Source organism: Aminobacter sp. P4_D5, assembly GCF_056401815.1.
This window is the reverse complement of record NZ_JBFUIP010000019.1, coordinates 13873-34095: the sequence shown is the minus strand read 5'-3', so window position 1 is coordinate 34095 and position 20223 is coordinate 13873. Positions and strand designations below refer to the sequence as shown.

General features: G+C 61.9%; 19 protein-coding genes and 1 pseudogene. 3 read left to right on the top strand and 17 right to left on the bottom strand.

The genetic code is table 11. The annotated features are described in order from the left end of the window. Positions 1–112: 112 nt before the first annotated feature. Positions 113–853: a TetR/AcrR family transcriptional regulator gene (locus AC1DWF_RS06840; RefSeq protein ID WP_476782311.1), complete on the top strand. Its 741-nt coding sequence runs from the start codon at positions 113–115 to the stop codon at positions 851–853. A gap of 49 nt (positions 854–902) precedes the next feature. Here AC1DWF_RS06840 and AC1DWF_RS06835 read toward each other — a convergent pair whose 3' ends face one another. From AC1DWF_RS06835 to AC1DWF_RS06795, 9 genes are all read right to left on the bottom strand, one after another. Further along, positions 903–1508 (bottom strand): VOC family protein, encoded by a 606-nt coding sequence (locus tag AC1DWF_RS06835; RefSeq protein ID WP_476782310.1) that lies wholly within the window; start codon positions 1506–1508, stop codon positions 903–905. A gap of 27 nt (positions 1509–1535) precedes the next feature. Continuing rightward, positions 1536–2741, bottom strand: coding sequence for an acetyl-CoA C-acyltransferase (locus AC1DWF_RS06830; protein ID WP_476782309.1), 1206 nt, complete (start codon positions 2739–2741; stop codon positions 1536–1538). Between the two features lie 185 nt (positions 2742–2926). After that, on the bottom strand, positions 2927–3706 hold the full coding sequence (locus AC1DWF_RS06825; protein WP_476782308.1) for an SDR family NAD(P)-dependent oxidoreductase: 780 nt from the start codon (positions 3704–3706) through the stop codon (positions 2927–2929). Positions 3707–3719: 13 nt separating this feature from the next. Further along, the gene (locus AC1DWF_RS06820) at positions 3720–4790 is read right to left on the bottom strand and encodes a phosphotransferase (RefSeq protein WP_476782307.1); all 1071 of its coding nucleotides are present in this window, start codon (positions 4788–4790) and stop codon (positions 3720–3722) included. Positions 4791–4799: 9 nt separating this feature from the next. Next, positions 4800–6008, bottom strand: coding sequence for an acyl-CoA dehydrogenase family protein (locus tag AC1DWF_RS06815; RefSeq protein ID WP_476782306.1), 1209 nt, complete (start codon positions 6006–6008; stop codon positions 4800–4802). A gap of 65 nt (positions 6009–6073) precedes the next feature. Next, positions 6074–6874 (bottom strand): CoA-transferase subunit beta, encoded by an 801-nt coding sequence (locus tag AC1DWF_RS06810; protein WP_476782305.1) that lies wholly within the window; start codon positions 6872–6874, stop codon positions 6074–6076. Between the two features lie 11 nt (positions 6875–6885). Further along, the gene (locus tag AC1DWF_RS06805; RefSeq protein ID WP_476782304.1) at positions 6886–7764 is read right to left on the bottom strand and encodes a CoA transferase subunit A; all 879 of its coding nucleotides are present in this window, start codon (positions 7762–7764) and stop codon (positions 6886–6888) included. A gap of 50 nt (positions 7765–7814) precedes the next feature. Then, positions 7815–9908, bottom strand: a complete 2094-nt coding sequence (locus AC1DWF_RS06800; RefSeq protein ID WP_476782303.1) for a 3-hydroxyacyl-CoA dehydrogenase NAD-binding domain-containing protein — start codon at positions 9906–9908, stop codon at positions 7815–7817. Next, positions 9905–10915 (bottom strand): NADPH:quinone oxidoreductase family protein, encoded by a 1011-nt coding sequence (locus AC1DWF_RS06795; protein WP_476782302.1) that lies wholly within the window; start codon positions 10913–10915, stop codon positions 9905–9907. The genes AC1DWF_RS06800 and AC1DWF_RS06795 overlap by 4 nt, the downstream gene beginning before the upstream one ends. 227 nt (positions 10916–11142) lie before the next feature. Between AC1DWF_RS06795 and AC1DWF_RS06790 the strand changes: the two genes are divergently transcribed. Together AC1DWF_RS06790 and AC1DWF_RS06785 are read left to right on the top strand one after the other, a co-directional pair. Then, positions 11143–11898, top strand: a complete 756-nt coding sequence (locus tag AC1DWF_RS06790; RefSeq protein ID WP_476788965.1) for an SDR family NAD(P)-dependent oxidoreductase — start codon at positions 11143–11145, stop codon at positions 11896–11898. A gap of 105 nt (positions 11899–12003) precedes the next feature. Beyond that, entirely contained in the window at positions 12004–13542 is a 1539-nt protein-coding gene (locus AC1DWF_RS06785; RefSeq protein WP_476786114.1) for a class I adenylate-forming enzyme family protein, read from the top strand. 103 nt (positions 13543–13645) lie between these two features. Here AC1DWF_RS06785 and AC1DWF_RS06780 read toward each other — a convergent pair whose 3' ends face one another. The 8 genes and pseudogenes from AC1DWF_RS06780 to AC1DWF_RS06745 form a co-directional block, all read right to left on the bottom strand. Then, complete coding sequence (locus tag AC1DWF_RS06780) at positions 13646–14431, bottom strand: SDR family NAD(P)-dependent oxidoreductase (RefSeq protein ID WP_476786113.1); 786 nt, start codon at positions 14429–14431, stop codon at positions 13646–13648. Between the two features lie 2 nt (positions 14432–14433). Then, entirely contained in the window at positions 14434–15189 is a 756-nt protein-coding gene (locus AC1DWF_RS06775; protein ID WP_476786112.1) for an SDR family NAD(P)-dependent oxidoreductase, read from the bottom strand. Further along, on the bottom strand, positions 15186–16076 hold the full coding sequence (locus tag AC1DWF_RS06770) for a branched-chain amino acid ABC transporter permease (protein ID WP_476788969.1): 891 nt from the start codon (positions 16074–16076) through the stop codon (positions 15186–15188). Before AC1DWF_RS06770 ends, AC1DWF_RS06775 begins: the two co-directional genes overlap by 4 nt. 132 nt (positions 16077–16208) lie before the next feature. Then, positions 16209–17117, bottom strand: a pseudogene (locus tag AC1DWF_RS06765) (branched-chain amino acid ABC transporter permease); the annotation flags it as partial. Between the two features lie 4 nt (positions 17118–17121). Then, on the bottom strand, positions 17122–17838 hold the full coding sequence (locus AC1DWF_RS06760) for an ABC transporter ATP-binding protein (RefSeq protein ID WP_476782665.1): 717 nt from the start codon (positions 17836–17838) through the stop codon (positions 17122–17124). Further along, positions 17831–18598 carry an ABC transporter ATP-binding protein gene (locus AC1DWF_RS06755; protein ID WP_476782664.1) on the bottom strand — a complete coding sequence of 256 codons (768 nt, stop codon included), beginning with the start codon at positions 18596–18598 and terminating at the stop codon, positions 17831–17833. The genes AC1DWF_RS06760 and AC1DWF_RS06755 overlap by 8 nt, the downstream gene beginning before the upstream one ends. 38 nt (positions 18599–18636) lie before the next feature. Beyond that, positions 18637–18921: a DUF1330 domain-containing protein gene (locus tag AC1DWF_RS06750; protein WP_476782663.1), complete on the bottom strand. Its 285-nt coding sequence runs from the start codon at positions 18919–18921 to the stop codon at positions 18637–18639. A 57-nt stretch (positions 18922–18978) separates the two neighbouring features. Further along, a complete protein-coding gene (locus AC1DWF_RS06745; protein WP_476782662.1) occupies positions 18979–20178 on the bottom strand; it encodes an ABC transporter substrate-binding protein in 1200 nt (399 codons plus the stop codon). Positions 20179–20223 lie beyond the last annotated feature (45 nt).

Sequence of the window (20223 nt, the reverse complement as noted above, 5' to 3'; positions counted from 1 at the left end):
TGACCACAGTCTTGGGCTGCGGACGATTCGACCCACGGTTGCTTGCGAAACAATCACGGGCCGGTGTTCGCCCACTGAGCCTGGAGATTCGGCGTTGAGCAGGATGGCGCGAATGACACAAACGGATACGGCTGGTATCGGCGCTGAAGCTTTGGATCGCGAGCTCTCGGCACGTGCATCCACGAACCCGCGCAAGGAACTGGTTCGCGAACAACTGATCGACATCGCCGCCGAACTTTTCGACAGCAAGGGCTACGTCCAGACCAGCATCAACGACATTGCCCAGGCGCTTGGGCTTGGCCGCTCGGCCGTCTACCACTACTTTCGCAACAAAGAAGAGATGTTGGCGGCCTTGGTCGAATCCGAGGCGCTCACGCCTTCGCATCGGTTGCAGGAACTGATGGCCTCACCGGGCCTGTCGGCGTCGGACAGACTGCGCCGCGCGGTTGTCGATGGTATCGTCCGCAGGCTGTCTTCGGGCGCCCGATTCATCTTGCTGTCGCGCCTGGAAACGCAGATCCCGGAAGCTCTCGGCCCACTCTACAACCAGGGTCGCCGCCACATATACGATTTTTACGTGCGCTGCATTTCGGACGGCATGGCGAGCGGCGAGTTCCGCGCTGTCGACCCCAAGGTCACCGCCTTCGCCGTGATCGGCATGGCCAACTGGACGTCGCGCTGGTACTCGCCTTCAGGCGCCAAGACGCCAACGGAGATTGGCGAGATCATCGCCGACCTGGCGCTCGCCGGCCTGCGCGCCCATGAAGACCAGCCGCGCGACGCAGAAGCCGTGCGCCAGACAATCGCAGGTTTGCGCCAACAGATCGACGATCTGGAGAAGTTGGTAAAGTGAGCCTTTGTCGGCCGCCGATCACGCCGACGGCCAACACCAACGATCAGGTTCAGTCGAACTTCACGCCGGCATGCGCGATGAAGGCGCTATAGGTCTCGAAGCGGATGATCGGGTCCGCGCCCTTGTAGGCGCGGATATGATCCAGCACCGCCTGGCGCGAACGGCGCCACATCGGCGGCACGATCTCCAGCATCGGCCCGTAAAGCGAAGGCGACTTGTAATAGATGATCGGCTGCGTCTGTCCGGCGACGCGGATTTCATAGTCGCGTTCGTAGCCGGCTGCCTCGACACGCTTCGTCGCTTCGTCGTGATCATGCACCCAAAAGCCAAGGTGCTGCAGGCCCTCGCGTCCAGCCTTGAGAAAGTCCGTATAGGGCGATGTTGCGTCGTTGGTCTGTTCGATGAGCTCGATCTGGACGTCGCCCATGTAGGCGAATGCCAGCTTGAGCTCGACCTGTACGGGTTCGCCGCGATGATAGGTGATGCCAACCGGCTGGCTGACCCCGTGTTCCATGAAGATGAATGGACCGACGCCGAACACGTCGATCCAGTGGCGCATCGCGGCTTCGATGTCGCGAACGACGAAGCCAAGCTGGGTCGCGGGGCCGAGTATGGGCCTGAGACCTTGTTGAATTTCGATCTCGCTACCAATCATCGAACGCCCTCCCCGTAGTTCCATTCGTCAGTTGAAGATTTCGAACAGTCCGGCAGCCCCCATGCCGCCGCCGACGCACATGGTGACGACGCCGTATTTCACGCCACGGCGGCGTCCCTCGATCAGCAGGTGGCCGCTGGTGCGCGCGCCGGTCATGCCGAAGGGATGGCCGACCGCGATGGCGCCGCCATTGACGTTGAGCTTTTCCGGGTCGATGCCCAGCATGTCACGGCAATAGACGGCCTGGCTGGCGAAGGCCTCGTTCAATTCCCACAGGCCGATATCGTCGACCTTGAGCCCGTGCTTTTGCAGCAGCTTGGGGACGGCGTAAATCGGACCGATCCCCATCTCCTCGGGCGCACAGCCGGCAACGGCCATGCCGCGATAGGCGCCGAGCGGCTTCAACCCGAGCTGTTCGGCACGCTTGGCTTCCATGACCACCAATGCTGCAGCACCGTCGGAGAGCTGCGAGGAGTTGCCGGCAGTGATGTATTCGCCAACCTTGATGACTTCACCGTCGGCGAAAACCGGCTTCAGCTTGGCCAGGCCTTCAAGATTGGTATCGGCGCGGAAACCTTCGTCTTGCGCCAGCGTCACGTCCTGGAAGCTGGTCTCGTTGGTCTCCTTGTTGACCACCATCTTGCGCGAGGCCATCGGAACGATCTCGTCGTCGAAACGTCCGGCCTGGTGGGCAGCGGCCGTACGCAACTGGCTCGCCAGCGAGAACTCGTCCTGCACTTCGCGGTTGATGCCATACTTCCTGGCGACGATCTCCGCGGTCTCGATCATCGTCATGTACATATGCGGCCAATGCTCGGTCACGGCCTGCGAGCGCGCGCGAAAAGTGTTCTTGTGCTTGTTCTGGGTCAGGCTGATCGACTCGACGCCGCCGGCAACGACAGTTTCCATGCCGTCGACGATGATCTGCTTGGCGGCAATCGACAGAGCCATCAGGCCCGACGAGCACATGCGGTCGATAGTCATGCCTGGGACATTGTCCGGCAGGCCGGCGGCGGCAGCACTGAGGCGACCGATGTTGTAGCCCTGTGTGCCCTGCTGGGCCGAACAACCCAAAATGACATCTTCGACCGCGTCGGGGGCGATGCCCGCTCGCTTGACCGCTTCGCGCACCGCGTGGCCGGACAGTGCCGGGGCTTCGGTGTCATTGAAGGCACCGCGAAAGGCCTTACCGATTGGGGTACGGGCGACTGAAACGATGACGGCTTCTCGCAAGGGATGGCTCCAGAAATGCTATGTTTCGGCGGGGAACCGGAGACAAAGTGGGCGTTTGCGCCCCGCTTCGAAACGTCCGGAACCGAAGTTTTCCAACCACTTGCCTAGGAGCGTGCCAAGGTCTGAACATCGTCTGAAAAGACTAACGGTCGACGCGGGCTCGGAAACCCGCGCGGGAAATGCGATCAGACGTGGTAGCCGCCATCAACATTGATGACTTCGCCGGTGATGAAGCCGGCGCGGCTGGAGGCCAGGAACGAAACGGCTTCTGCGATGTCGATGGCCTTGCCGTTGCGGCGCAGAGGCGTGTTCATTGCAGCCGCTTGCGCGTATTTCTCGTCGATAAAGCCGAGCTTGGTCAGTTCCGTATGCTGGCCGGTCTCGATGATGCCAAGCGCCACGCCATTGGCGCGGATGCCGTAGCGTCCTTCTTCCTTGGCCACGCCCTTCATCAGCGCATGCACGGCGGATTTCGGCACCACCGACAATCCATCCGCTGAAGCATAGCGATATTGCGCCGAGCTCTGGCAGGCGACGATCGAGCCTCGTGCCTTGCGCAGATGCGGAATAGCGAAATGAATGACGTTGAAAAAGCCGAATGCGTCCTGCATCAAGTGCTTGCGCATCTGTTCCGGCTCGATCTTGCTCAGATGGATCAGCGGCACCAGCGGCCCGGCGGCATAGACGACCGTGTGGATACCGCCGCCAGCTTCGGCAACGCCGTCGATGAACGCGCGCGTCGCTTCGACATCCTCGATATTGAGCTTGTGGATGGAGGCCTTGCGGCCCTCGCCGCGTACGGCCTCTGCCGCAGCTTCGGCCTTGGCCTCGTTGCTATGATAAGTCAACGCCACGTCGCAGCCATCACGCGCCAGCACCCGGCAGATCTCGGCGCCAACGCCGCCGCTGCCGCCGATGACGATGGCTGTGCCTTCAGCCCGATACAACGCCTGCGTCGTGCTCATGGGGCTCGCTCCCTTATGATTTCATTGCCAGTTCGGCGTAGCGCCAGCCGAATTCGGCCACGGGCCGCGCCAGCGCGCCGGCTTCGCGGGCATGCGCATTCGATGCGTTGCCGTCGACCACACGCTTCATGATGCCTTGGCGGATGCCGGCAACGCGAAACAGACTGTAGGCCAGGTAGGCATACCAATGCCGATCCGAGCCCCCCTCCTGCCCGGTCGCTTTGAGATAGGCGTCGCGGTAGCTGCGCTCGTCGGGAATGCCGAGCCCGGTTATGTCGAGGTCGCCGAGGCCACGATAAGGCTTGTTCGGCAGGCGCCATGTCAGCATGTGATAGGCGAAGTCGGCCATCGGCTCGCCCAGCGTCGACAGCTCCCAGTCGACCAGAGCCAACACACGCGGCTCTGTCGGGTGAAACAACATGTTGTCGATGCGGAAGTCGCCGTGGATAAGCGAAGTGCGGGTTTCCGGCGGGATATTGTCAGGCAGCCATTCGATCAGCCGGTCCATCGCCTCGATGGTTTCGGTCTCGGAAGCGCGATACTGCTTGGACCAGCGCGCCACCTGGCGCGCGACATAGTCGCCGGGCTTGCCGAAACTTTCGAGGCCGATCGCCTTATAGTCGGTGTTGTGCAAGGCGGCAGCGACACGGTTCATCTCCATGTAGATCGCGCGGCGCTCGGTGGGTGACTGCTCCGGCAGCGACGGCGCCCAGAAGGAGCGACCCTCGACAAAATCCATGATGTAGAACATTGCCCCAACTATAGTCTCGTCGTCGCAGAGCAGCTTGGCGCCGGCCACCGGCACGTCGGTGTCGCGGAGCGCGCTGATGACGCGGAATTCGCGGTCGACCGCGTGTGCCGAGGGCAATAGCTTGCCGACCGGCTTCTTGCGCAACACCAGGCTGCGCTTGCCGTTGAAACTAAGCAGCATCGTCGGGTTGGACTGTCCGCCACGGAAGCGCTCAACAGTGAGCGTGCCCTCGCAGCCCTCAATGTTGGCTTTCAGATAGGCGTGAAGCCGCTCGACATTGATCGGGCTGTCGGCTGCGAGCGGTTCGGTACCGACGAAACGGCTGGCGTCCATGCTCCGCCCTCAGCCGATGTCAGCGTATTTGGCCAACTCGATGCGTCCGATCTGGTTGCGGTGCACCTCGTCGGGACCATCGGCGAAACGCAGCTTGCGGGCGTGCGCATAGTAGTTGGCGAGCACGAAGTCCTGCGACACACCTGCCGCGCCGTGGGCCTGGATTGCCCAGTCGATGACCTTGCAGGCCATGTTGGGCGCGGCGACCTTGATCATCCCAATCTCGGCGCGCGCCGCCTTGTTGCCGACAGTGTCCATCATGTAGGCGGCCTTCAGCGTCAGCAGACGCGCCTGGTCGATCATGATGCGGGATTCTGCGATGCGCTCCAGCGTCACCGACTGTTCACCGATGGGACGGCCGAACGCTACGCGACTTTTCACGCGCCGGCACATCAGCTCCAGGCAGCGTTCGGCAAGGCCAATCAAGCGCATGCAGTGGTGGATTCGACCAGGTCCAAGGCGGCCTTGCGCGATCTCAAAGCCGCGTCCTTCGCCGAGCAGCATGTTGGCAACAGGCACGCGCACATCCTCGAAGGTCATGTCCATGTGGCCGTGCGGCGCGTCGTCATAACCGAACACGGTCATCGGGCGCAAAACCTTGATGCCAGGCGTGTCCATCGGCACCAGGATCATCGACTGCTGCTGATGCTTGGCAGCGTTGGGATCGGTCTTGCCCATGAAAATCAAAAGTTCGCAATGCCGGTCGCCGACACCCGAAATCCACCACTTGCGGCCGTTGATGACATAATCGTCGCCGTTGCGGACAATCGAACTTTGGATATTGGTGGCGTCGCTGGAAGCGACATCCGGCTCGGTCATGGCGAATGCCGAGCGGATCGAACCGTCGAGCATGCCGGGCAGCCAGCGCGCCTTCTGCTCTTCAGTGCCGTAGCGCTCGATGGTCTCGATATTGCCGGTGTCAGGCGCCGAGCAATTGAAGATCTGCGACGAGAAATGCACCCGACCCATCACCTCGCACAATGGCGCGTATTCGGTGTTGGTGAGGCCTGCACCATGGTGGGATTCCGGCAGGAACAGGTTCCACAGTCCGGCAGCCTTGGCTTTTGCCTTCAGCTCTTCGAGCACAGGTGGATGGCCCCAGCGGTCGGTTTCCACTTCGTCGTGATAACGGCGTTCGTTCGGATAGACATGCTCGTCCATGAAGGCGTTGAGACGCGCGAGCAGGTCTTTGGTCTTTGCGCTGTATTCGAAGTCCATATTCCGTCCGCCGCTGCTATTTCAAGAGAGGTGCCGCCGGTTGGTTCACCGGCGGCGAGTGCGTATCAGGCAGCGCGGACGCCCGAAGGATTGCCCTTCAGCACGGTCGCGCGGACATTGTGCGGATCAAGCTTTGCAATGATCGCCAGCTGTTCCTCGGTCGGCGCGGCCGTCGTGGTCATGCCTACAGCGCGCAGCAGCGGGAAGCCGGTTGCTTCCTGCACCTGCTCGAAGGTGACGCCTGGATGCAGCGACAGCACCTGGGCGACGTGATCGGGGCCGTTGAAATCGAACACGCACAGGTCTGTGACGACCACGCCGAGCTTAACGTCGGCAGGCTTGGTGCCTTCCGGCCAGTTCTTGGCGTTGTAGCCGACGCTCGCCACCACATCGACTTCACCTTCAACGAAGGTGCGCTTGGAGTGGTTGGGCAGGAACATCGAATTCTTGTGGCAGATCGAGTTGCCCGGAAACCCGCGAACACCCAGCATCGCAACCTTGGGCTTTTGGAAATCACCACCAAGAGCGGAGATGTTGCCCTGCCCGTAGCGGTCGACCTGAACCGGCGTCACCATGGCGTGGCGGCGGCCGCTCCAGACGCTGTCGAAGACGCGGCTATAAGGCATCCAGCCGGAAAGTTTTGGCTTGTAGTCGCCGCGCGGTCCAAGCGGGATCGGGTCTTCGACGAGATAAGCCTCGCCGTCGGTCATCATGATGCCGGGCGCGCAGGTGAGCTTGGCAAGGCCAGCCGCCAGACGCGGCAGCGGGCCGATGCCGGTGGCCAGAACCTCGCCATCGGCCGCCCAGGCTTGCGCGCCGGTGGCGATGATCAATTCGGCAAGCGTGAAGTCTTTTGCAGTCGTCATATCGTATCCGATCAGAAAATGGGGAGGGGCAAGGCGCGGATCTGGGCTTCGCCGCCCACGCTCGCGATGTAGCTGGCCTCATCGCCCTTCACATATTCGTCGACATAGCGCTGCCAGGCGCCCTCTTCGGTCGCCGACGCGGCATAGGCCTTGAGGTGGCCCATGTCCCAGCCATAAGCGTCATGCGCTGCGGTCGGATGGGCGCCGAGCGGTGCCTTGACCACGCCGGTAACCAGGCAGCGCTCGAACAGGTTCGACTTGGCCTTGTCGGAATATTCATCGCCGATGCGGTCGACCAGAACTTCGGTTGTGACGAACACCTTATCGGCGGCGCGAGCGAACAGGCCGTCGAAGAACGGGTCCGGACCATCGGTCTGGGTGTTGCCCAGCCGGTCGGCGCGGCTTACGTGGATCAGCGCAACGTCGAGCTTGATCGCCGGCATGGCGAGCAGCACTTCGCCGTCGTCATAAGGCGACTTCACGGTCTTGAAGTGCGGGTTGTACTTCATGACGTCCGAACCGAGGCCGACGCGGGTCGCTGCAAAAGGCAAATTGTGACCGGCAGCCTGGAGACCGAGCAGCAGCAGACCCTCGTCGAGTTCGCTGACTTCCACCGCACCAGCCTCGCGTGCCTTGCGGAAATAGGGCTCGATCGGCATCGCATCGAGCGACACGAAGCCATACATCAGCTTCTTCACCTTGCCGGACGCGCACAGCATGCCGATCTCGGGGCCACCATATGCCACCAGCGTCAGATCCTTGAGATCGGAACGGAGAATCTCACGCACCAGCGCCATCGGCTTGCGGCGGGGACCCCAGCCGCCAAATCCGATCGTCATGCCGTCGCGCAATTGGCCGACGACCGCTTTCAGGTCCATTTCCTTGTTCATAGATACCTAATCCGTTTGTTCTTCGTATTGGTTCGGCAAGGTTCCACGGCTCAGCCGTAAAAACCCCTGCCCTCGGCTACCAGCCGCTCTATGAGCGCGGCCGGCTTGAAATACTGATCGCCCACCAGGCCGGCATATTTGTCGAGCGCAGCTTTGACCTTCGCCAGGCCGATCTGGTCGGCGTAGAACATCGGTCCGCCCAGATAGGTCGGGAAACCGAAGCCGTTGGTCCAGATGACGTCGATATCGCTAGGCCTTACTGCCGCACCTTCGTCGAGGATCTTGGCCGCCTCGTTGACCATGGCGTAGAGGCAGCGTTCGAGAATCTCCTCGTCGGTGATGGTACGCGCGACGAAGCCGCGCTCCTTGCGGTGTGCCTCAAGCAGTTCGTCGACTGCGGGGTCATGCGAGGCCTTGCGGTTCTCGTCATAGATATAATAGCCCGCGCCCGACTTCTGGCCGAGACGGCCAGCAGCCACCAGGCGGTCGACGATGTTGCACTGCTGCTCGCGTGGCGACATCCGGGCGACGCGTGCAGCACGCGCGGCGGCCATGATGTCCATTCCGGCAAGGTCAGCGAGGGCGAATGGCCCGATTGGGAAGCCGAAGGCGGTTAGCACGCGGTCGACCTGTTGCGGCGTCGCACCGTCCTCAAGCAAAAACTGTGCTTCGCGCGTCCGCTTGGAAAGCATGCGGTTGGCAACGAAACCTTCGGAACGCCCAACCATGACAGGAACCTTGCCGAGACGCTTGCCGAGCGCTGTGGTGGTGGCGAGCACGTCGGGAGCGGTGTTTGCCGCCCGGACGTTTTCGAGCAGCTTCATGACATTGGCGGGGTTGAAAAAATGCATGCCGGCAACGCGCGCCGCATTCTTGCTGGTCGTCGCCAGTTCCTCGATATCCAGGAACGAGGTGTTGGTGGCGATGATCGCCTCATTGCACAGCACCGCGTCAAGCTTGGCGAAGACCTCCTTCTTGACGTCAAGCTGTTCCGTCACCGCCTCGATGACCAGATCTACGTCACCGATACCGTCATAAGAAGTCGTAGTGGTCAGCAGCGCCAGGCGGCGCTCCATCTCTTCAGCCTTGAGGCTGCCGCGCTTGACGTAGCCTTCGTAGATCTTGCCGATTGCCTTGGTCGCGGAAGCCAGACCTTCGTCGGTGAGGCCGATCAGCGTCACCGGAATGCCGATATTGAGGAAGCAAGCAGCGATGCCGCGCCCCATCGTGCCAGGGCCGACAATCGCGACCTTATTCACGTCACGCGGCTTAACGTCCGCACCAACGCCGTCTATCTTGAGGGCTTCGCGTTCAGCCGCAAAGATGTGGCGCAATGCCTTGGACTGCGGCGAAACCAACAGCTCCTTGCAGGTCTTGTATTCGAGCGCAGTAGCCTCGGCGACCGACGTCTCGGTGACCATCTTGAGCAGATCCACTGCGACGAGAGGTGCTTTGAAGCCTTTGTATTTCTTCGCCAATGCGGCGCGGCTGGCCTCGAGCGTGGCCGGATCGAATGTAGGCACAGGCAGGTCGCTGGTACGGCGAACCTTGGAACCATCAGCAATCACCTTCTCGGCGAAGACGATGGCCGCAGCCTTGAGGTCACCCGACACGACCTCGTCGATCAGGCCCTTCTCGCGGGCATCGCGCACCGAAATCTGGCCGCCTTCGCTGATCATCGTCAGCGCCTGTCCGACACCGATCAGGCGCGGCAGACGGACGGTGCCGCCCGATCCCGGCAGGATGCCAAGCTTGACTTCGGGTAGGCCGACCTTCGAGCCGTCGAGGGCAAGGCGGTAACTACAGGCCATCGCTACTTCGAGGCCGCCGCCGAGCGCGGTTCCGTGGATGGCGGCAATGATTGGCTTGGTGGCAGCGTCGAGGGTTTCGATAACTTCGCCGAGCAGCGGCTCCATCATCGGCTTCTTGAATTCATGGATGTCGGCGCCGGCAATGAAGGTGCGGCCCGCACAGACGATCACCATGGCGCACGCTTCCGCATCGCTCTCCAGCGCCTGAACGGCGTCGATCAGCCCAGCGCGCACTGAGTGCGACAGCGCATTCACGGGCGGATTGTCGACTGTTGCGACCAGAATATTGCCGTGCTTTGCGACCGAAACGGTCTTGACGAGTTGCTCGGTCATGCCGGCACTCCTTCCCTGCTATTGCCACTAGTTCCGGTGACCAGAACCACCTTGCCCTTGACCGCCCGCTCCATCACCACGTCGAGCGCTTCGGCGAAGCGTTCGAGCGGATATTCGGCCGAGATGTGCGGCTTGAGTTTGCCTTTGGCGAACCAGCCCATGAGCTCGGCGATATTGGCCGCGTTCTTCTCCGGCGCAGAGCGCGCATAGGCGCCCCAGAAGACGCCGATCAGCGCCGACTGCTTGAGCAGCAGAAGGTTGAGCGCGATCTTGGGAATGTCGCCGGCGGCAAAGCCGATCACCAGATGCCGGCCGAACAATGCAAGGTTGCGCACAGCAGTCTCAGTCAGGCTACCGCCGACCGGGTCATAGACCACATCGACGCCCTGCCCGTCGGTCACGTCCTTGATGCGCTGGCGCAAATCCTCGGTGGAATAGTTGATCGTCTCGTCAGCACCATATTCGCGGCACAGCTTAAGCTTTTCGTCGCTGGAGGCTGCGGCGATGACACGAGCGCCCATCTGCTTGCCCAGTTCGACGGCCGTCAGGCCAACGCCGCCGGCAGCACCAAGGACAAGCAGCGTCTCGCCAGGCTTGATCTGCGCCCGATCCTTCAATGCGTGATGCGAGGTCGCATAGGTGATGAGGAAGCCCGCAGCTTCGACAAAGCTCATTTCGTCCGGGATCGGGAACACGCGCCAGGCATCAACCACCACCTGCTCGCCATAGCCGCCGATACCGGCAAAAGCCAACACACGCGTGCCGGGCTTCAGATGCTCGACACCCGCACCTACGGAGCTGATGACACCAGCCACTTCGCTTCCCGGCGAAAACGGCCGCTCGGGCTTGGTCTGGTATTTGCCCTCGACCATCAACCCGTCGAAAAAGTTGATACCGCATGCCTCGACGCGAATGACAACCTGACCGTTCCCGGCCCGTGGCGCGGGAACCTCTTCGATCCTGAGTTCTGCCCTTGGGGCGAACTCCCTGCAGATGACTGCCTTCATTTTCCCCTACGCCGTTTTTTGCTGCCATTTCGGCGCTGCCAACATCTTTGATCGAGGCAAGGAATGGGACAGCGGCACAGGGCAAACATCGTCTGATGGGACTAGTCATCGGGAACCCGCCGATTTGCGCTGAAAACGAAGGGGTTGATGCGCAGCGTTAGTCTTTTCGGACGATGTTGCGGGCGCCATCGCGCGCAGGTTCGCGCAATCATATCAGGAGGAAAATCATGGCCCGTCTGGCAGGCAAAGTCGCATTCATCACTGGCGCAACCGGCGGCATCGGCGAGACCGCCGCGCGGCTGTTCGCTCAGGAAGGGGCCAAGGTCGCTATTGCCGGCCGCCGCCGCGACAAAGGCGAAGCAATTGCCGCCTCGATAAACGCCGCGGGCGGCGTTGCCATCTATGTCGAAACCGATGTCACCGAGCCCGATAACGTCGAAGCCTCGTTCAAGGCGGTGATGGACGCCTGGGGACGTCTTGACGTGCTTTACAACAACGCAGGCGGCTCAAGCTCTGCCGACGGCCCGGTGACTGTGGCGCCGTTCGAGGAATTCTGGCGCTGCATCAAGCTCGACCTGTTTGGTACCTGGGTCTGCTGCCGCAACGCCATTCCGCTGATGCAGCGGTCCGGCGGCGGTTCGATCATCAACTGCTCGTCTATCGTCGGCGCGATGGGCATCCCCAACCGCGACGCCTATTCGGCTGCCAAGGGCGGCATCATCTCGCTGACGCGTTCGATGGCCGTCGAATTCGCCAAGGACAACATCCGCGTCAACACGCTCGTTCCCGGCGCTGTCGCCACCGAGCGCGTGCTCGGCTTCTTCGAGCGCGAACCGCATCTCAAGGCGCAGTTCGACGCCTATCTGCTCGGCATCGCCGAGCCGATCGATGTGGCCAACGCAGCGCTTTACCTCGCATCCGACGAATCTCGTCGCATGACCGGCCACCAATTGCCCATCGACGGCGGCATCCTCATCTCCTGACTGGTGCTTGCCGATAGGCCTTAGTCTGTGCAGACGATGCCCTGTGGTGCGCGCGGGTTTTCAAGTCGGCGCAGAATCCCAATTTGCAAGTGCAGGAAGACGAGCATGGAAATCCTGAGCCAGATCCTGGCGCGCAATGCGCGGCTGATCGGCGACCGCCGCTTCATCGTGACCGACAAGGAAACGATTACATATGCGCGCTTCGGCGAACTGACCGCGCAGCTTGCCAATGTGCTGGCCTCGCGTGGCGTCACCAGGGGCGACCGCGTCGGGCTGTATCTGCCGAGCACGCCGATGATGGCGATCGGTTTTTGGGCCTGCCAGCGCCTCGGCGCGGTCCCCGCGCCGCTCAGCGCCATGTTCCGACACGCCGAGCTGCGCAAGATCGTCACACAAACCGGCATGAAGGCACTCATAGCCGACGGTTCGACCTGGCCTTACTTCTCCGAGATTCGCGACGAATTTTCCGAGCTGAGGCACTGTCTGGTTGCATCCGGCGAAGCTGACGCCGACGACCTTGGCACCCTGATGGCCGAAGCCCCTTCGACCTTCGACGATGCGCCTTGCGATATCAACGATATCTGCGCCCTGTTTTTCACCTCCGGCACCACCGGCGCGCCAAAGGGGGCGGCCCAGTCACAGTTCAACCAAAGTTCGACGCTGCGCGACATGATGGTTTCGCACCGTACGCGCTTTGCTGAGGAAACCTATCTCTGCGCGGTGCCGCTGTTCACCAATTTTGGCCTGACGGTGACGCTCAATTTGTGCCTCTACACCGGCGGCACCATCGTTTTGCACGAGCGCTGGGACACTGGCCGCGTTCTGGCCGACATCAGCAAGCACAAGGCGACCTATTTCGGCGGTACGCCGACCATGTATGTCTACATGGTCAACGAGGTCGACCCGACCAGGCACGACCTGTCCTCTCTGCGCATCTGCACCACCGGCGGCTCGCCGGTTCCGCAGCCGGTTATCCGCCGTTTCGAGGACCTCTCCGGCGCGCGCGTCACGCAAGTGTATGGCTCGACCGAAACCAGCGGCCAGAACGTCATGGAACCCACCGCTGGCATCCGCAAGGCGGGCTCCGCCGGATTGCCGGTCGGCAGTTCGCGTATCTCCATCCTCGACGACGACGGTAATCCGGTGCCCCAGGGCGAGATCGGCGAAGTCATTATCTCGGGCGATTGCGTAGCCCAGGGCTACTGGCAGGACGAGAAGGCAACGACCGAAGCCTTTGGCAATGGCGGCTGGAAGTCAGGCGATCTCGGCTATGTCGACGAGGACGGCTATCTGTTCATCGTCGACCGCAAGAAGGACGTCATCATTGCTGGCGGCCACAATGTCTATCCGCTCGAAATTGAAGCGCTGCTCTACAAGCACCCAGGGGTCGCCATGTGCGCGGTCGTTGGTGCGCCCGACGAGAGCAAGGGTGAAATCCCCGTAGCTGTCATCGTCAAGGCTGAGGGCCAGGAGGTCAGCGCCGAGGAAATCACGCGCTACTGCCGCGAAAACCTTGCCGCCTACAAGGCACCCCGCGCCATCCACTTCATCGACAAAATGCCTGTCGAAGCCGCCAAGATCCGCAAGCGCGAGCTTGTTCTGGCACTGCATGAGAACCGCATGGACGACTTTCGCAACACGTGATCCTGTTAGCTTATCGCAATGAAAAGGCCGCTCCGATCAGGGGCGGCTTTTATCATCAGATCAATGTGTTGGAATAACTGCCTAATCAATCGTCAAAGCGGCCTCAGGCGCTGGCCACATCGCCTGCGCCGCCGAATACGCTCCAGCCGCCATCCACTGGCAGCACCGCACCGGTAATGTAGGACGCCCAGTCCGACAGCAGGAACACCGCGGCCCGCGCCATCTCTTCCGGTACGGCCAGGCGGCCGAGCGGCGTGCGCTTTTCCAATATGGTCGGATCGAATGCCTTGCGCTCGAGCAGCGCCTCGACCATCGGCGTGCGAGTATAGGCCGGGGCGATGGCGTTGACGCGGATGCCCTGAGGCCCCCACTCGCAAGCAAGCGTATGCGTCAGATGATTGATGCCAGCTTTCGCCGCAGCGTATGCCGACCGGCGCGGAAAGCCACCAAGCCCGACAATGGAAGAGACATTGACGATCGAACCGCTCTTTTGCTCCAACATTGGCCGTGCCGCCGCCCGGCACATCAGATAGGTGCCACGCAGATTGACGTCGATGACGCGCTGCCAGCGCTCGACAGACTGCTCGTGGACAGGCAGCAAATCGTCGCCGATCCCGGCCGAATTGAAAACAAGGTCGAGGCCGCCCAGCGCGGAGATGGCCTCTGCAACCATCCGTTCGCTGTCGGCTTCACTTGAGACATCGCCTTGGGTGATGGCCTTGGCGCCGGTCCGCGCTTGTGCCTCGTCCAATTTACCTCGGTCGAGGTCGGCAATGACAATTTCGGCGCCAAGATCGTGGAGCAGCTTCGCCGCCGTTTCCCCGATGCCGCTTGCGCCACCCGTCACCAGTGCACGCTTGCCATCGAGCCTGATTGCCGGTGCAGCCATCGTCAAGCGTCCGGATCGCCGCCGTCTTCCGCATCCTGGCGGAAGTGATAATCGGGCTGCCATTCAGCGCGTGGCTGCATATGCAGTAGCCAATAGGCGTCGGCGACCAGATCGTGATCATAGGGTGTGCCCGCTTGCATCGTGCCATGGATGGCGACGGTGCAGACATGCACGCCTGCCTCGGACATCTCCTTTTCGAGCGAAAGCCCGAGGCTACGTAGCGCCGCCTTGCCAAGCGAGGTCACGCCCCACTCAATCCATGGGCCGAAAGCCAGCACGCCACCGGTGAGCAGGATCGTGCCTCGACAGCGTTCGATCATGTCAGGCGCCACCGCCTGCGCGGCATGTAGCGCGCCGGCAACATTGGTCTTCAAGGCATCGAAGAGGTAGTCGACGCTCGCTGGTTCGCCACGCGCCTTCCAGCCGTCGGCGGTGCCGTATTTCACCTCTCCCATGCGGGACGGCGTTACGAACCGCGCCGGCTCGATGATCGCTGCATTGTAGACCAGCACCTCGGGTGCACCGTGCCGTTCACGGATCGCGGCATGCACCTTGTCCATCTGTTCGGGGTTGCCGGCATCGCCGACAAAGCCAGCCACGTCCAAACCTTCCGCGCGAAGCTCCAGCTCGTGGCGTCTGATTGCCTCGGCGCGGCGACCTACAAAGGCCACCTGATGGCCTTCACGCGCGAACTTCTTGACCAGCGCCTGACCGAGACCCGGCCCCATGCCTATGACAACGGTGGATGGCGCGCTCATTGCGCCACCTTTGCCTTGGCTGTGGCGTCTGTGCCTTGGGTCTTGCGTTCGGCCCGGTTTGCCAGGAACTCTTCCAGCGTCCCGATCACGCCCTTGCGCAGGAACAGCACGCAGAGAACGAAGATCACGCCCTGGATCACCACCACCCACGCGCCGAAGGTCGCCAATTCGCGCTGCAGCGTAACCAGCACCGCCGCACCGACCACCGGCCCGAGCAGCGTGCCGACACCGCCTATCAGCGTCATCAAGAGCACGTCGGCCGAAGTCATGAAGAACACGTCGGCAAGCGAGGCGAGCTGGAATATGATCGCCTTCATCGATCCAGCCAGGCCCGCCAGCATCGCCGACAAGGTGAACGCGATCAGCTTGAACCGGTCGGTCGAATAGCCGAGCGAAATGGCGCGCGGCTCGTTCTCGCGGATCGACTTCAGCGTCTGGCCGAAAGGCGAATGGATGATGCGGTAGACGAAGGCGAATCCTGCCAGGAACACCGCCAGCGTCACGTAATACATGTTGAACGTGTTGGAGAGGTCGACCACGCCGAACAGCGTGCCGCGCGGCACCGACTGGATGCCGTCCTCGCCATGTGTCCAAGGTGCCTGCACCGCATAGAAATAGATGATCTGGGCAAGCGCCAGCGTGATCATGGCGAAGTACAACCCCTGGCGGCGGATCGCGAGCCAGCCAAACAGCACGCCGACCGCCGTTGCAGCTGCGACACCCATCAGAATGCACAGCTCGGTCGGCAGACCCCAGGCGGCAGCGGCATGCGCCGTCACATAGGCTGATGTGCCGTAGAAAGCGGCATGGCCGAAAGCAAGCAGGCCGACATAGCCAAAGATCAGATTGTAGGCCAAGGCAAACAGCGCCAGCACCAGGATCTTCATGCCCATGATGGGATAGACAAGGAATGGCAATGCAATGCCACCCACGGTGAAGACGGCCAGCCACAGCCTGCCGTTTTCGAGGAAGCTGCCAGCGCGTCCGGACGAAACGTCGGCGACCGAATGGCTTGTCGTTTCCTTGCCGAACAGGCCCGCCGGACGGAAGATCAGCACGAGCGCCATGATGATGAAGATCACCGTGGCCGACGCCTGCGGATAGAAGACCTTGGTCAGCCCCTCGATGACACCGAGCATCAGGCCAGAGACGATGGCGCCGAAGATCGAGCCCATGCCACCGATGACCACCACGGCAAAGATGGTGATGATGATGCCTTGCCCCATTTGCGGGCTGACCTGATAGATCGGGGCTGCCATCACACCAGCGAACCCGGCGAGACCGACGCCGAAGGCATAGGTCAGCATCAAAAGCCTCGGCACATTGATACCGAAAGCGCGCACCAGATCGGGGTTTTCGGTGGCAGCACGCAGGTAAGAGCCAAGCTTGGTGCGCTCGACCACGTACCAGGTGCTGAAGCAGACGATGATCGCAGCGACGATAACCCAGGCGCGGTAGATCGGCAGAAACATGAAGCCGAGATTGATGCCGCCCTTGAGGCTATCCGGTACCCCGTACATCTGGCCCGCGGCGCCATAATGAACGTTGAACGCGCCTTCGATCGCCATGGCGAGCCCAACGGTCAGGAGCAGCCCGTACGCGTGGTCGAGATCGTAGACGCGGCGAATGAAGATGCGCTCCATCAGGCCGCCGATAACGGCGACGACCAGCGGCACGATGACCAGCGCCCACCAATAGCCGATGGACGGCAGGCCAAGGCCCGGGAACAGTTCAGGCAAGCGCAGGAGATACCAGGCACCGAATGCGCCGAGCATGTATTGCGCGCCATGCACGAAGTTGCCAATGCGCAGCATGCCGAAGATGATGGCCACGCCAAGGCTCATCATGGCGTAGAACGAGCCATTGATGAGACCGACGAGAAGTTGGCCGAAAAGCAGTGCCGGCGGAACGCCAATCAGATCCATCATGGCTTCACACCCCGAGATAAGCTTGGATCTTGGCTTCGTTGCCAGCGAGCTCGTCGCGGCTGAAGCGTTCGACGACTTTGCCATGGTCGACGACGAAGTGCCGGTCGGCGAGTTTCGAGGCAAAGCGGAAATTCTGCTCGACGAGCAGGATGGTGAAGCCCCTCGCCTTGAGTTTTTCGAGCACCACCGCGATCTGCTTGACGATGACCGGGGCCAGGCCTTCGGTCGGCTCGTCGAAGATCAGCAGTTTCGCGCCGGTGCGCAGGATACGGCCGATGGCCAGCATCTGCTGTTCGCCGCCAGACAGCTTGGTGCCGGGGCTAGACCAGCGCGCCTTGAGATTTGGGAACAGTTCGAGGATCTCTTGGACGCTCATGCCACCTGGCGCGATGACCGGCGGCAATTCGAGGTTCTCCGCGACAGAAAGGCTGGAAAAGATGCCGCGCTCTTCAGGGCAATAGGCAATGCCACGGCGCGCGACGATCTCCGGCGCCTTCTGGGTCAGGTTTTCGCCCTTGTAGCTGATCGCGCCGGTCTTCTTGCGCACCAGTCCCATGATGCAGCGAAGCACTGTCGTCTTGCCGGCACCATTGCGGCCGAGCAGCGTGACGAGTTCGCCCTCGCGGATGTCGAAGCTCATGCCATGCAGGGCTTTGCTTTCGCCGTACCAGGCATGCAGGTCGGCAATGTCGAGCACCACCTTGTTATTGTTCTCAGTCATCCGCACCACCGATATAGGCTTCGATCACGCGCGGATCGCGCGACACGGTTTCGTAATTGCCCTCGGCAAGCACGCGCCCCTGCGCCAGCACCGTGATGGTGTCGGAAAGGGCCGCAACGACCGACAGATTGTGCTCGACCATGAGGATCGTGCGATCGGCGGAAACCTTGCGGATCAACTCGGCGATGCGGTCGACATCCTCGTGGCCCATGCCCGACGTCGGCTCGTCGAGCAAAAGCATCTCGGGCTCGAGCGCCAGCGTGGTGGCGATCTCAAGCGCGCGCTTGCGCCCATAAGGCAGGTTGACCGCAACGTGGTTGCGATAAGACAGCATGCCGACAGCGTCGAGCAGTTCGTCGATGCGGTCGTTGAGCACACCCAGCGTGCGCTCGCTTTGCCAGAAGCGGTAGGACGTGCCGAGCGGGCGCTGCAGCGCCATGCGGACATTCTCGCGCACGCTCATGCGCGGAAACACAGCCGATATCTGGAACGAGCGGACAATGCCCTTGCGCGCCACCTCTTCGGGCTTCAGCGCGGTGATATCCTCGCCATTGTAGCGGATGGTGCCTTCGCTCGGCGCGAGGAACTTGGTGATGAGGTTGAAGGTGGTGGTCTTGCCGGCGCCGTTCGGGCCGATCAGGGCATGGATGGTATTGCGCCGGACCTTGAGGTCGACGTCCTTGACCGCCGCGAAGCCGTAGAAATACCGGCTCAGTCCAGACGCCTCGATGATATAGTCGTCCGCAGTGCCTTGTCGCACCTTGTCCTCCACGTAATTCAGATATTGCGGCGCTGCGCTCAGGCGTCGACGAGTATGCCCTTGGCGCGGGAAGCCACCTGCCTGAGGGCCACGACCTTCTGGTAGTCTTCCGAGCGGTAGAATTGCCTTGCGTCTTCAGCGCTCTGAAACTCGACAACAGAGATCGACGCCGGCTCCCAGCCTCCTTCGAGACTTTCGATGCGCTCGCTCGACAACACAAAACGTCCGCCGCTGCCAGCAAGGATAGGCCCGGCCACTGCGCGATAATGGTCATAGGCCGCCTGATCGGTAACCTCGATTTCGAAGATCAGATAGCCAGCCAATGTCCCGCTCCCAAAAGATGGTTGCCGGACCGCTTGGCAGCGGCCCGGCAGCCTGGATCAGCTCTTGGCAAGCTTGCAGACGCTCTTGTCGATCGAGCGGAAGGCGACATCGGCCGGAACGGTGGTCACGACCTTGAACACGTCCTGCGGATCGGAAGCCTCGCCGGGCGCGCGAACCTGAAGCAGCGTGGTGTCATGCACCAGACGGCCGTTCGGCAGCAGGGTCGCATTGTGCGCGAACATGTCGTTGATCTTGCCCTCGCGCAGCTTGGCGAGCACGGCGGTCGGATCGTCGGTGCCGACGGCCTTGACCGCGTCAAGGTAGTTGGTAGCCGCCGAATAAGCGCCAGCCGCAACCCAGCCTGGCGCGTTGCCGGTCCTTTTCTGCATCTCTTCCTTGAAGCGTTTGGAAGCGTCGTCGGTGTTCCAGTACCATGGCGAAGCGAACTGGATGCCCTTCAGAGCCTCAAGACCAATGGCACGCGCGTCAGACTGGTGCAGCACGGTCAGCGCCACGCGCTGGCCTTGGTCGATCAGGCCGAATTCCTGCACCTGCTTGAGCGCATTGACCAGTTCCGGACCGTTGACGGTGAGTGCCACGACCTTGGCGCCTGACGCCTGCGCCTGCAGGATGTAGGACGAGAAATCGGTTGTACCGAGCGGTGCGCGGATGGCGCCGAGGATCTTGCCGCCCTCTTCCTCGACGGCGGTCTTGACGCTCGCCTCGAGCACCTTGCCTGCCTCATAGTCAGGCGAGATGATGAACCAGCTTTCGCCGCCGTCCTTGAGCTGAGCGCTGACCGAAGAGCGCACCTGCGAATACGCGTCATAGGCCCAGGCGATCCCGTAGCCGTTGCAATCGGCCTCGGTCATCTTGTCAGTCATCGGCGAGACGAAGAAGCCGAGCTTTTTCTGGTCACCGAGCAGCGTGTTGACGGAAAGCGCAATGGCCGAGTTGGCGACGTCGAACAGCGCGTCGACATTGTCGCGCTCCAGCCATTCGCGCGCGATCGACAGCGCAATTTCGGGCTTGTTCTGATGGTCGGCCGAGACCAGCTCGATCGGCTTGCCGAGCACCTCGCCACCGAAATCGGAAATGGCGAGTTTCACCGCTTCAACGACCTCGGTTCCGCCAAGCGCTGAGAAGGACGAGCTCTGGTCGTTGAGCACGCCGAGCTTGACGCTCGGCGCATCCTGCGCGGCAGCGCTCAGGGCAGTCGACAGCAGCAATGCCGCTGCGAAAATGGACCTTTTCATATGTTTCCTCCCGAGAAACGAAAACTTTGTTGCCGATCTTGTATG

What these genes read in the sequence shown, in the direction of transcription:
- AC1DWF_RS06805 (WP_476782304.1), bottom strand. Translation starts at nt 7,764, where the DNA reads ATGAACAAGGAAATGGACCTGAAAGCGGTCGTCGGCCAATTGCGCGAC.
- AC1DWF_RS06785 (WP_476786114.1), top strand. Translation starts at nt 12,004, where the DNA reads ATGGAAATCCTGAGCCAGATCCTGGCGCGCAATGCGCGGCTGATCGGC.
- AC1DWF_RS06810 (WP_476782305.1), bottom strand. Translation starts at nt 6,874, where the DNA reads ATGACGACTGCAAAAGACTTCACGCTTGCCGAATTGATCATCGCCACC.
- AC1DWF_RS06790 (WP_476788965.1), top strand. Translation starts at nt 11,143, where the DNA reads ATGGCCCGTCTGGCAGGCAAAGTCGCATTCATCACTGGCGCAACCGGC.
- AC1DWF_RS06820 (WP_476782307.1), bottom strand. Translation starts at nt 4,790, where the DNA reads ATGGACGCCAGCCGTTTCGTCGGTACCGAACCGCTCGCAGCCGACAGC.
- AC1DWF_RS06825 (WP_476782308.1), bottom strand. Translation starts at nt 3,706, where the DNA reads ATGAGCACGACGCAGGCGTTGTATCGGGCTGAAGGCACAGCCATCGTC.
- AC1DWF_RS06770 (WP_476788969.1), bottom strand. Translation starts at nt 16,076, where the DNA reads ATGAAGATCCTGGTGCTGGCGCTGTTTGCCTTGGCCTACAATCTGATC.
- AC1DWF_RS06795 (WP_476782302.1), bottom strand. Translation starts at nt 10,915, where the DNA reads ATGAAGGCAGTCATCTGCAGGGAGTTCGCCCCAAGGGCAGAACTCAGG.
- AC1DWF_RS06835 (WP_476782310.1), bottom strand. Translation starts at nt 1,508, where the DNA reads ATGATTGGTAGCGAGATCGAAATTCAACAAGGTCTCAGGCCCATACTC.
- AC1DWF_RS06745 (WP_476782662.1), bottom strand. Translation starts at nt 20,178, where the DNA reads ATGAAAAGGTCCATTTTCGCAGCGGCATTGCTGCTGTCGACTGCCCTG.
- AC1DWF_RS06760 (WP_476782665.1), bottom strand. Translation starts at nt 17,838, where the DNA reads ATGACTGAGAACAATAACAAGGTGGTGCTCGACATTGCCGACCTGCAT.
- AC1DWF_RS06780 (WP_476786113.1), bottom strand. Translation starts at nt 14,431, where the DNA reads ATGGCTGCACCGGCAATCAGGCTCGATGGCAAGCGTGCACTGGTGACG.
- AC1DWF_RS06800 (WP_476782303.1), bottom strand. Translation starts at nt 9,908, where the DNA reads ATGACCGAGCAACTCGTCAAGACCGTTTCGGTCGCAAAGCACGGCAAT.
- AC1DWF_RS06840 (WP_476782311.1), top strand. Translation starts at nt 113, where the DNA reads ATGACACAAACGGATACGGCTGGTATCGGCGCTGAAGCTTTGGATCGC.
- AC1DWF_RS06775 (WP_476786112.1), bottom strand. Translation starts at nt 15,189, where the DNA reads ATGAGCGCGCCATCCACCGTTGTCATAGGCATGGGGCCGGGTCTCGGT.
- AC1DWF_RS06815 (WP_476782306.1), bottom strand. Translation starts at nt 6,008, where the DNA reads ATGGACTTCGAATACAGCGCAAAGACCAAAGACCTGCTCGCGCGTCTC.